Below are 12,210 nucleotides of genomic sequence, written 5' to 3'. Positions count from 1 at the left end.
CTCTTGTTAACTTATCTTCCTGTCAACTTGTTTACTTAGAGTTGGAATTGCTAAACTTTAAGTAATAATAATAATACGTATCGCCAAATTGCGACTTAAGCACAGCCGGAGACGAAGTTCTCACATTTTGTGTAAAACTGATGAACCGGTTCATAATATCCTGACTAACATTATATGAAACCAAAGCATTTTTATCAGCTTTCATTCCGATATAGTACAGACATAGAGCCTCCTGATAATGTTTTGGCAATGATTTGTATTTCCCTTTTATAAGATTCATATAATGAATGAACGCACCCATATCTCCATACATAAGCAGAAATCCCATACCATAGTCAAAGGCTGCTCTATTATCTATATGGTCATCAATAAGGAATGCGATAGCACTTGGGAAACTTACGGTCAAATCAAACGGATTGTCAGTTATAGGCATTAAAGCTCTTTTTTCGGCAACCCACTTACTTTCGTTACTGTTCTTCTCGTTGAGCAAACTGCGCTGCTCTTTTGCCCATTTGGAATAATGTGGCGCAGACTCAAGTATTTTGATATATTTCTCGGCAGCCTTATATTCTCCATTCACTATATACGTTTCAACCAGCCGTTTCATCAGGCGTGGCTGAACACAACGCTGTGAACTCAACACACCCACGAAAGCAAATCTTTGCGAGGCATTTATCTGTCCCACTTGCCAGGCAACTTCACTAGCCTGAATAAGTCCCATTCTACTTTTTGGATCTTTTGTGATAAAGCCGGATTCTCCCATTTGTGGAAAACGGAACATATCGGATGCCATTCTTCCTGTGTGAGATAAAGCCAAATTCAGATAAACCAAAGCATCCATATCTTTGATTGAATGTCTTTCGGCATGCTTAACTATTTTCTCCCATTCTCCATTACGGGCATAATAGTCATATCTGTATGCCTGTTCCATTGGATTCTTTGTGTATATGAATATTGCAACTGATGCAGCAATAACCGTTATATAAGTTGCAATAGCCTTGATATTCTCATTCTTGATAAAATTCTTTCCTCTCATTATCCACACCAGTACAGATATTATCGGAAAAGAGTATAATAAATAATATATAGGCGAGGGAACAGGCTGTTCCGGATGACATAAATATTTGCTCAGATACGCTTCCCGCATAGGAAGTATATAAATGCTGCGCATGGCAACCAGTGGTAATATTAAAGCCAGCGTAAGATTTATTACCCCGGCAATTGCGACTTTTTTGTTGTCCTTAACAGATAACTCATAAATCAGACATAGTAAACTGAATAATATATGTGCCGGTGTTGCGATGAAATAAAGAACAATAATCAGAAGCAAACCAACTGATATTCTGTATTTATAGTTGCTTATGTTGGTATAAATATAAGTGGCTAATAATGAAAAAGCCGTGGAAACTAAAACAGCCACTGATTCCTGAGGGAAAACCCAGAAAATAAAACAAGGGACCAAAGCAGCTAATATCCCGGAAGAAGAATCTATTTTTTTCAGAAACGCATGAAACAGACATGAAATCAAGCCTAAAAACAATGCTATTACTAATGCTGCTCCTCCGTTATAGATAAATGCGAGACTTAGAAAACTGCTGATATATTCATTGAATCCTCCCGGCTCAGAAAGCTTTTCGGCAAGATAAAATGAATTGCTCTGAAACATTGAATATTGCTCAAGAAAAGCATATTGGAATTTATAATTCAGATTAAAAAATAAAAAGCTTCCTATAATAAATAATATGGCAATAGCCGGATTGCAATATTGCGCAAGTATTTGTTTTTTCATTTGTGGTATTTTGTATTCTGATTTCCTGATGTAAAAGTACAGTAAAGTAAAAAGGTGTGCAAAAGAAAGAATGAGTTTTTGAACAAGAAGATAAAAAAACTCACAGCCATGATTATATCACGGCTGTGAGCAATAAATTGGAGAAGAGAAAAATAACTGAAAATATTATCTTGAAACACGACCTGAACCGTCACCTTTCATCAGGTTTTCTACTTCGGCAACAGTTACCATATTGTAATCACCATAAATAGTATGCTTCAGGCATGAAGCAGCTACGGCAAAGTTCAGAGCTTGCTGGTCATTGTCCGGATATGTAAGCAGTCCGTAAATCAAACCTCCCATAAAGGAGTCGCCTCCACCCACACGGTCCACAATGTGAGTTATGTCATATCGTGGAGACTGATATAAAGTTGAGCCATCGTACAGAACACCGCCCCAAGTGTTGTGATTGGCATTTATTGAACCACGCAAGGTTATGATAACTTTCTTTGCACGTGGAAAACGCTGCATAAGCTGACTGCACACACTTTCAAATTCAGCAGCATTAACTTCTCCTGCTGTTGCCGTAACATCAAAATTTTCCGGTTTTATGCCGAACACTTTCTCCGCATCTTCTTCATTGCCGAGGATAATGTCACATCCTTCAACTAATTCCGGCATAACTTCAGATGCTGTTTTGCCATATTTCCAAAGATTCTTACGATAATTTAAATCACATGAAACAACAACTCCCATTCTGTTGGCAGCCTTTATTGCCTCACGGCAAACATCTGCCGCACCCTGACTGATTGCTGGAGTTATACCTGTCCAGTGAAACCAGTCTGCACCGTCAAACACTTTCTCCCAATCTATCATTCCCGGCTCAATTTCTGAAATTGCAGAATGAGCACGGTCGTAAATCACTTTACTGGCACGGGCAACTGCTCCCGTTTCCAGAAAATAAATACCAAGTCGCTCTCCTCCATAAATGATATGGTCGGTTTTGACACCATGTTTATGTAAATCACACACACAAGCTTTAGCAATATCGTTGTTCGGAAGACGCGTTACAAATTGAGCGTCCATTCCATAGTTGGCAAGAGAAACAGCAACATTTGCCTCCCCGCCGCCAAAAGTAGCCTCCAGATTGTTTGCCTGGGCAAATCTCAGATACCCCGGTGTTGCCAGGCGCAACATTATTTCTCCAAATGTTATTATCTTTTTCATCTTTTTTTATTTTAGTTGACAAGTTGACGAGTTGACGAGTTGACAAGGCTATAGAGACGAGAAAGTTTAGGGTTTAGAGTTTAGAGTTTAGAGTTGAAAGTTAAAAAACTACTTGACTACTTGACTACTTGACTTCTTAACTCCTTGACTTCTTGATTCCTCAACTCCTCCTTAATCACCGCCATCATCCCCTCAACCTGAGCCAGCGCAAGCATTCTTCCGTGGAATGAATATCCGGCATTATATCCTTTGTCCTCATCTCCAAGCATTGTTCTGCCATGGTCAACACGCATAGGCAATCCCGGATTCTCTTTCTCGAAGATTCTAATCAGATCGATAAGATGACCTCTACCTTCCAAATGTGAACTTTCAATAAAGTTTCCGCCCGGCATAGCCTTAGTGCTTCTCAAATGAACGAAATGAGTACGTTTCGCAAATTTGCGAGCCAACACTCTTGTATCATTATGTTCACCGGCACTCAGTGAGCCGGCGCAGAATGTCAATCCGTTATGAGGATTGTCCACAGCGTTGAGGAACCATTCAATATCAGCTTCATCCGTAACTATTCGTGGCAAACCCAATATCTGGAAAGGAGGATCATCCGGATGGACGCACATATTCACCCCATATTCTTCGCAAACCGGCATAATTGCCGCAAGGAAATATCTCATGTTTTCGCGTAATTTATCACGGTCAATGCCTTCATAAAGAGCCAGCAATCTCTTGAAAATAGCAACCGGATTCTTGTCTCCCTCGCGAATATTACCATTTACGAAACCTTGAGTTTTTACAATTATACTGTCAATAAGCTCATCTTTTTCGGCATCTGTTATCACCTTATCCAGAGCTTCAACCTTTTCCAGCTCTTCAGCAGTATAATCTTTTTCCGCACCCTCTCTTTCAAGAATTTTAGTGTCGAAATAAGCAAATCTCACTCTGTCGAAATACAGAGAAGTTGAACCGTCAGCCCAAGGATGATTCAAATCAGTTCTCACCCAGTCGATAACCGGCATAAAATTGTAACATACAGTTTTTACGCCGCATTTGCCCAGATTGGCAAGACTGACTTTATATTTCTCAATCAGTTCGTCTCTTTCTGGACCGGCATATTTTATAGCCTCACAAACCGGCAGACTTTCAACCACCGACCATTTCAAGCCATACGATTCTATATATGATTTCAAATCATTGATTGCCTCTTCAGTCCAAATCTCTCCGTTTGGAACTTCGTGCAACGCAGTCACAATGCCTTCCACCCCGATTTGTCGGAGCATTGACAATGTGATTTTATCTTTTTTACCAAACCATCTCCAAGTTTTAAGCATCTCAGACTTTATTTTTAATTGAAAACAGATTTTTAAGTTGACAAGGTTTCAGAGACAAGTTGACAAGGGTTAAACATAGAGACACAGGATGTTAATTTTCAATTCTCAATTTAAAAACTCCTTGACTTCTTGACTCCTAAAATCAAACCCCACTAAACGCACTAAATCCCCCATCTACAGCCAATGTCGCCCCGGTAATAAAGCTTGCAGCATCACTGCAAAGGAATTGCACCGCGCCATTAAGCTCAGATATATCTCCAAAACGTTTCATAGGAGTTTTGGCAATTACTTTCTGGCTGCGTTCAGTCAGCGAACCATCCGGATTGATAAGAATAGCCCTGTTCTGATTACCGATAAAAAATCCGGGAGCGATAGCATTGACCCTTATCTTCTCACAGAACTTTATAGCCATTTCCTGAGCAAGCCAGCGAGTAAAGTTTTCAACCGCGCTTTTCGCCATTGAATATCCCGGCACACGGGTAATAGATTCGTATGCAGCCATTGATGAAACATTCACAATGCTGCCATATCCCTGTTCTGCCATAATCTCACCGAAAACCAGGCAAGGATAAACAGTGCCGTAAAGGTTCAGGTCAACAACCTTGTTCAGGTCTTCAACTTTCATGTCAAATATGTTCTGGTCAACAGTCAGTGTTCCGCCGGGAATATTTCCACCCGCAGCATTTACCAGAATGTCAATTTTCTGCCATTTATCTAAAATCGCCTGTTTCACACTTTTCAGGCTGTCAATGTCCAGAACATTGCAAGTAATGCCCCAAACCTCGCTGCTTATTTGATTAAGTCTGCACACAGCAGCGTCAACTCTTTCCTGATGAGCGCCGATAATAATTACTTTTGCTCCTGCTTTCAGAAAACCTTCTGCAATATTACTGCCCAAAACGCCGGAACCTCCGGTAATCACGGCAACTCTTCCTTCTATATCAAATAGATTATTCATGTTTTATTAGTTAACAAGGTTCCAGAGACAAGTTAACAAGAGGGTCAAATATTCTTGTCACCTTGTGCTCTATATTTATATCACAAAAATAGAAGAGAAAATCACACGATGTTTTGCGTATTTTTGCTATTGTTTTGTATATATTTGCCAAATGACGGAAACAAGTGAGCGAGCTGCCAATTCTTCGTAACCTTGTCAACTCGTCAACTTGTTGCCTTGTTACCTTTTAAAACATCTATTCATCATGAAAAAAATATTGAATGAACAGCTTTCCATATCCAGCACAACACCTTTGAAAGCTCGCTTTTATGACTACTCACATTTCACTTATCCGTGGCATTTCCATGGTGAATATGAATTTATTTATGTTGAGAAAGGAAAAGGCCAGTGCCTGATAGGCGACAGCCTGATTGATTTTGATGACAACACGCTTATTCTTTTCGGTTCCGAACTTCCTCATTGCATGCAGAATCTTCCAGAATATGAAACAGATGAATCTCTTCGTGTAAATGGAGCCATAATACAGTTTGAAAAGGACTTTATGTATTACGCCTTTTCCCATTATTCCCAGTTTACACAGATAAATGACTTGCTGAAGGAATCTCAGCGTGGAATAAAATTCTCATTGGAAAATGATTTGGAATCGCAGTCATATATAAAAAATATAGTTACGGCAGAAGGAGCTCTTCAGATAATATCACTGCTTAGTTTGCTCCACCGTCTCACGGGCTATGATAAATATGAGTTTGCTGCATCACCGGACTACGAGCAGGAGAAAATGTTTTTCAAGGACAGAAAGATGCAGAAATTAATTGCTTTTCTCAACACAAAATATACCAGCCGCCTGTCTTTGGAAGATATAGCTTCATTTATGGCTATGAACCCCGCTGCTTTCTGCCGTTATTTCAAGAATAATACAGGAAAAACTTTGGGGCAATATATAATGGAAATGCGAATTTCATATGCCTGTAAACTTCTCTCCTGGACTGATATGTCAGTAGGCCAGATTGCTTATGAATGTGGCTATGATAATATGGCGCATTTCGACCGTTGTTTCAAAACCGTCACATCACAAACTCCTTCTGCTTATCAGAAAAAGTTTGTGAGGATTAGGAAGAGTATGTGAGGTTATACTTATTGTATATTCATGATATTTATGGATAATAATGTATTTTTGTTGTATAAATGCAGAATTATGAATAGAATTGTAATCATGAATTAAAAAAATTTTCATTCTATTTTAAAGAACAAAATTTTTATGATGATATAATTATGAAGAAGTCTCTGGAAACATATTCGGTTGATTATTTGATAATTCGTATATCTGTTAATGATGACGAAGAAGCATTCCGGAAGTTGTTTTACGACTTTTTCTCTCCTTTATGTGTTTTTGCTCAAAGATACATCGACTGTAAAGAAACTTGCGAAGATATTGTGCAGGAAACCTTTTATAAAATATGGAAGAATAGGAAATATTTGGATATAAAAACTTCTGGACGAAATTTCCTTGTTACCAGTGTGAGGAATAATTGTCTGGATTACCTCAGACATAAATCTACAGAAGCTAATTATATTGAACAGAAGCTGGTTAATATGAGGGAAGATTATGATGAAGATCTTTATACAACCGAAGAACTGGAAAATTTGATAAATGAAGCTTTAGACAAACTACCCGAACAAATTGCCTCAACATTCCGCATGAATAGATTTGAGGGAAAAACTTATAATGAAATAGCTGTAGAAAAAGGAATTTCTGTGAAAACGGTTGAAGCTTATATGACGAAAGCATTGAAATTTCTTCGCTGTGAACTGAAAGATTACTTGCCTTTATTGATAGGATTCCTGTAAAGAGTTTTTAAGATCTTAAGTTACGCAAGTTGCTCAACTTAATAGTTAACAAGGCTTCAGATACAAGTTGACAAGGTCAAAATGCCTGTAACTTTACAACTTATTTTCTAAAAACTCTTGTTAACTTGTTTTTTTGTCAACTTGTTACCTGCAAGTTGAGCTTGCGAAACTTGAGTAAGAAATATGTAATTATAATATGAAAAAAATATTGTTTCACGTAGGGTAATAACTCTGTTGAAACGTCTATTGATAAAATACGTTTCAATAGATAAATGTTGAATTAGATAAAGGTTAATTGAACGAGGTCGCTGAGATATGGAAAAGTTCATATCTCAAGCTTCGTTTAAAAAAATTAGGACGATGCACAACAATATAAATGAAGATATAGAACAACAGAATAAAGATATAGAGTTTATCTTGGAATTGACGGACAGACTGAAAAAGCAACGTCAGATATCTGTTGATGAAAATTGGACGGAACTGCATTCCCGGATTAATAGAGAAAAATATCGTGACAGATTTTTCACTATTGTTCGTAGAGCTGCAGCAATTCTTATCTTACCAGCTTTAGCTCTTTCAGGATATATGTATTACGAATTGGATAATCTGAAAAAGCAACCTATAGAACAAATAGAATTGCAAACTGCCTACGGTGTAGTTTCCCGCGTTGTTCTTTCTGATGGAACAGAAGTAATGTTGAATTCGGGTTCAAAACTGACTTATCCCGAGAGATTTGTTGGAGGAAAACGTCAAGTCTATTTGTCAGGAGAAGCTTATTTTAAAGTAGAGTCAGACCCTGATAATCGCTTTGAAGTGTTGACATCTGAAGGCGTAACTGTAAGTGCATATGGAACAGAATTCAATGTTAAATCATATGATGATGATGATGAAATAGAAGCAACACTTACAAGAGGAAAAGTTGAAGTGGAACATTCTGGTTTAGATATAAATCAGGATTTAAATCCGGGAGAGCAGGCTGTATTCAACAAAGATATGAAGAATATAAAGCTCCATACTGTTAATCTGCTTACTGAAACCTCATGGAAAGATGGAAAAATCATATTCCGTAGAACCCCAATGGAAGATGTAGCAAAGAAATTGTCTCGTCATTTCAATGTAGATATAATTCTTAAGGGAGAAAAAGTATATGATTATGCTTATTCAGCAACTTTTACAACAGAAACTCTTTCAGAAATATTATCATTGTTGGAAAAGACGGCACCGATAAAATGTGAGATAGTTGAGCCAAAGTTAGAAAAAGATTTTTTGTTTTCGAAAAAGAGAGTTTTAATAAGCTCAATTTAGAATTAAATATTAATTTTTTTAATAAGATAATAGGGTATATTTAGATTACTTCGTCTATATAATAAAGATATTTTGTTAAACCTTTAAATCTAAATTTTATGAATGGGCTTTCTGGATAAAAAGTAGGAAAATGTATTGTAGGTTTTTGCCTTAATTTCAGAAATAAATTTTACATATCTGATAATATTAACTTTTGGTGATAAAAAACAACCTTAGTAGTTAAACTTAAATTATACTTGTGAAATATGAATAAAGTATTAATACCACAAGGATTTAAATATCCTTTAGATTTATTTCAAAAAATACCTATGCGTATGCGGATAACTTCAATTTTGCTTGCAGGTTTCCTTTCTCAGGCAAGTGCGGAAAATATATTTTCTCAGTCAACAGAATTTTCTTTTGAAATGAATAATGTTACTGTTGAAGAGGTTTTAAATAAAATAGAAGATAATTCTGACTATACTTTCTTATATAACAATAAAATAGTTAATGTCGATCGTCTAGTATCCTTATCTGTAAACTCGGAAAATATAGATAAAGTTCTTAAAGAGCTGTTTGAAGGTACGGATATAATTTATACTATTAATGATAGGCAAATAGTTTTAAGTAAAGGAGTAGAAAATAAAGTCGCTAAATATTCTACTCAACAGAATAAAATAGTAACAGGAACGGTGGTAGATGTTAGTGGCATTCCTATAATTGGAGCTAATATCATGGTAAAAGGAACAACAATTGGAACTATAACCGATATGAATGGAAAGTTTTCATTGGAGGTTCAGGACGGCGCGTTATTAGAGGTTAGCTATATTGGATATTTAAGTCATACATTTAAGGCGAATGCTTCAAATTTGTCAATAACATTAAAAGAAGATACTCAAAAGTTGGATGAAGTAGTTGTTGTAGGTTATGGTACTCAGAAGAAAGTTAACTTGACGGGTGCTGTTGAACAGGTAACAAGCGAAGTTTTTGATAATCGTTCTGTACCAAATGTAACACAAGCTCTACAAGGAGCTATTCCTAACCTAAATATCAATATAACTGATGGTAAACCAACTCGTACAGCAAGTTTTAATGTTCGAGGAACAACATCTATCGGTCAGGGAGGTGAAGCATTGGTTTTAATTGATGGTGTAGAAGGTGATCCTTCAATGCTTAATCCAAATGATATAGCTAGTGTATCTGTATTAAAAGATGCGGCTTCGGCAGCTATCTACGGTGCTCGTGGTACATTTGGTGTAGTGTTGATTACTACTAAAGAACCTAACAAAGACAAAACTTCTATTACATATTCCGGAAACTTCTCATTGCAGCGTCCGGCAACAACTCCAAACTTCGTGACAGATGGTTATGAATATGCAAGTCACTTCTATGAAGCATACAATGCATGGAACAACTATTCAGCCGATCCTAAGAATATCAACAAAACTCAGGAGTTCTCACTTGGCTGGTTGGATGAATTCAAGAGAAGAAAAGAAGCTGGAATTACTGATGAATGGGCTATCGACCCGGCAACTGGTAAGTATATTTACTATGGTAATACAGACTACTATGGCGAATTGTATAAGAAGAACACATTCGCTCAGGATCATAATCTTTCAGTAAGTGGTAACAATGGTAAATTGAATTACTACGTTTCAGGTCGTTTCTATGGTTATGATGGTTTGTTCAAATACAATACTGATGACTATAAGACAATGAACCTTCGTGCTAAAGGTTCAATCCAGGTATTCGACTGGTTGAAGATTGAAAACAATATGGAATTCTCAAATATGGATTACCATAACCCGATGAACGTTGGTGAAGGTGGTTCTATTTGGAGAAATATTGCTGATGAAGGACACCCAAGTTCACCAATTTATAACCCTGATGGAACTTTCACACATTCTGCAGCTTATACAATAGGAGATTTCATTTATGGTAAAAATGGAATTGATTCTAAAAACCGTATATTGAGAAATACTACTAGTTTTACAACTTCTTTTTTAGAAAACAAGTTGCATGTTCGTGGTGATTTTACTTTCCGAAATTTAGATAGGTCTCAAACACAACGCCGTGTAGCTGTCCCTTATAGTACTACAGAAGGAGTGATTAGTTATTTGAGTACTAAATATAATGATTTGCAGGAATATAAAAGGGAAACTAATTATATAGCTACTAATATATATGCAGATTATGAGGATACATTTAATGATGCACACTATTTTAAAGGAATGGTTGGTTATAATTATGAACAATCAACTAGTAATGGTTTAAAGGTCCTTCGTAATGGTTTGCTTTTCGAAGATTCTGAAAATATCAATATGGCACTTGGAGATGCTATCACAACTTCAGGAGAATATAACAGATGGAGAGTTGCCGGTGGTTTCTTCCGTTTCAACTATGCTTTCAAAGACAGATATTTGGTTGAAGTAAACGGACGTTATGACGGTTCTTCTAAGTTCCCGGTTGACCAGCAGTGGGCATTCTTCCCTTCAATTTCCGGAGGTTGGCGTCTTTCTGAAGAAGCATTCTGGAATGTAAAACCTGAAGTTCTTTCTGATATCAAGATTCGTGCTTCTTATGGTTCGCTTGGTAATGGTAATGTCTCTCCATATAGTTATATGGAACTTTTAGGAATTTCTACATCTGGTAGAGTTTTAAATGGGTTGAAAAATAAGTATACTAGTGCTCCAGGAGTTATGCCTGACGGTTTGACTTGGGAAACTGCAACAACAACAGACATAGGTGCTGATTTCGGCACTCTTAATGGACGCCTTCGTTTCTCAGGAGACTATTACATCCGTAAAACAACCGACATGTACACTGTAGGTGAAACTTTGCCTGATATCTTCGGTGCTACATCTCCTAAAGGTAACTATGCAGACATGACAACTCGTGGTTGGGAAATAACATTGACTTGGCGCGACCAGTTCCAGTTGGCAGACAAACCTTTCAACTACGAAATCCGCGGTACTTTGTCTGACTATATTTCAACAATCGACCGCTACAACAATAAAGACGGTAAATTGTCTGACTACTATGCAGGACAGCGTGTAGGTGAAATCTGGGGTTATGTAACAGAAGGTTTGTTCCAGAGCCAGGAAGAAATCGACAATCATGCTGACCAGACATTGATTCAGTCTTCTTCTCAGCGTGTAACTTATCCAGGTGACGTTAAAATCAAGGATTTGAACGGTGACGGTGTTATCGATTATGGACAGAATACAGTTGATGACCATGGTGACAAAACAATTATAGGTAACAGTTTGCCAAGATTTGCATATAGCGTTAATTTAAGTGCAAATTGGAATAATTTCTTCTTCTCTGCATTCTTCCAGGGTGTAGGTCGCCAACATTGGTATCCAAGTAACGAATGTATTTTCTGGGGACAGTATAACCGCCCATATAACAACTTGCCGGAATGGCACCTTGACAACTACTGGACAGAAGATAATCGTGATGCTTATCTTCCAAGATATGCTGGTTATAATTCTTCAATAAAATCAACACCTCAGACTCGTTATTTACAGAATGCTGCATATATAAGATTGAAGAACCTTCAGTTGGGATACAACTTGCCACAAACTGTAACTTCTAAACTTCGCATGCAGAATGCACGTGTTTATATTTCAGCGGAAAACTTGTGGTGTTGGTCTCCTCTTTACAAACTTACAAGAGATTTAGATGTAACAAATATAAGTGGTTCAGACCCAGATTTGACAAATGGAAAAAGTGGTGATGGCCACAGTTATCCACAGATGACGAGTGTCAGTTTAGGCGTTTCATTAACATTTTAATTG

8 protein-coding genes are annotated in these 12,210 nt (G+C 37.2%); 4 read left to right on the top strand and 4 right to left on the bottom strand.

From position 1 onward, the window contains the following. Positions 1 to 31 precede the first annotated feature (31 nt). From ACYIAR_RS09070 to ACYIAR_RS09055, 4 genes are all read right to left on the bottom strand, one after another. Positions 32 to 1,789: a DUF6057 family protein gene (locus ACYIAR_RS09070; protein ID WP_480329014.1), complete on the bottom strand. Its 1,758-nt coding sequence runs from the start codon at positions 1,787 to 1,789 to the stop codon at positions 32 to 34. Between the two features lie 165 nt (positions 1,790 to 1,954). Further along, positions 1,955 to 2,995 (bottom strand): PfkB family carbohydrate kinase, encoded by a 1,041-nt coding sequence (locus ACYIAR_RS09065; RefSeq protein ID WP_480329012.1) that lies wholly within the window; start codon positions 2,993 to 2,995, stop codon positions 1,955 to 1,957. A gap of 116 nt (positions 2,996 to 3,111) precedes the next feature. Next, positions 3,112 to 4,320 (bottom strand): mannonate dehydratase, encoded by a 1,209-nt coding sequence (uxuA, locus tag ACYIAR_RS09060; RefSeq protein WP_480329010.1) that lies wholly within the window; start codon positions 4,318 to 4,320, stop codon positions 3,112 to 3,114. A gap of 142 nt (positions 4,321 to 4,462) precedes the next feature. Beyond that, positions 4,463 to 5,278, bottom strand: a complete 816-nt coding sequence (locus ACYIAR_RS09055; RefSeq protein WP_480329008.1) for an SDR family oxidoreductase — start codon at positions 5,276 to 5,278, stop codon at positions 4,463 to 4,465. Between the two features lie 244 nt (positions 5,279 to 5,522). Here ACYIAR_RS09055 and ACYIAR_RS09050 point away from each other — a divergent pair, with 244 nt between their 5' ends. From ACYIAR_RS09050 to ACYIAR_RS09035, 4 genes are all read left to right on the top strand, one after another. After that, on the top strand, positions 5,523 to 6,404 hold the full coding sequence (locus tag ACYIAR_RS09050; RefSeq protein ID WP_480329006.1) for an AraC family transcriptional regulator: 882 nt from the start codon (positions 5,523 to 5,525) through the stop codon (positions 6,402 to 6,404). A 146-nt stretch (positions 6,405 to 6,550) separates the two neighbouring features. Beyond that, a complete protein-coding gene (locus ACYIAR_RS09045) occupies positions 6,551 to 7,126 on the top strand; it encodes an RNA polymerase sigma-70 factor (protein ID WP_480329004.1) in 576 nt (191 codons plus the stop codon). 315 nt (positions 7,127 to 7,441) lie between these two features. Continuing rightward, the gene (locus ACYIAR_RS09040) at positions 7,442 to 8,431 is read left to right on the top strand and encodes a FecR family protein (protein WP_480329002.1); all 990 of its coding nucleotides are present in this window, start codon (positions 7,442 to 7,444) and stop codon (positions 8,429 to 8,431) included. Between the two features lie 245 nt (positions 8,432 to 8,676). Beyond that, positions 8,677 to 12,207, top strand: a complete 3,531-nt coding sequence (locus ACYIAR_RS09035; protein ID WP_480329000.1) for a TonB-dependent receptor — start codon at positions 8,677 to 8,679, stop codon at positions 12,205 to 12,207. Positions 12,208 to 12,210: the final 3 nt, after the last annotated feature.

The sequence above is a fragment of the Parabacteroides sp. KHUB-01 genome, assembly GCF_056640935.1.
The sequence above is the reverse complement of the archived record's forward strand: the minus strand, read 5'-3'. Positions and strand labels throughout refer to the sequence as shown.

Coding starts and splice junctions, on each gene's coding strand:
- ACYIAR_RS09065 (WP_480329012.1), bottom strand. CDS start 2,995: ATGAAAAAGATAATAACATTTGGAGAAATAATGTTGCGCCTGGCAACA.
- ACYIAR_RS09040 (WP_480329002.1), top strand. CDS start 7,442: ATGGAAAAGTTCATATCTCAAGCTTCGTTTAAAAAAATTAGGACGATG.
- ACYIAR_RS09050 (WP_480329006.1), top strand. CDS start 5,523: ATGAAAAAAATATTGAATGAACAGCTTTCCATATCCAGCACAACACCT.
- ACYIAR_RS09055 (WP_480329008.1), bottom strand. CDS start 5,278: ATGAATAATCTATTTGATATAGAAGGAAGAGTTGCCGTGATTACCGGA.
- ACYIAR_RS09035 (WP_480329000.1), top strand. CDS start 8,677: ATGAATAAAGTATTAATACCACAAGGATTTAAATATCCTTTAGATTTA.
- ACYIAR_RS09070 (WP_480329014.1), bottom strand. CDS start 1,789: ATGAAAAAACAAATACTTGCGCAATATTGCAATCCGGCTATTGCCATA.
- ACYIAR_RS09045 (WP_480329004.1), top strand. CDS start 6,551: ATGAAGAAGTCTCTGGAAACATATTCGGTTGATTATTTGATAATTCGT.
- uxuA (WP_480329010.1), bottom strand. CDS start 4,320: ATGCTTAAAACTTGGAGATGGTTTGGTAAAAAAGATAAAATCACATTG.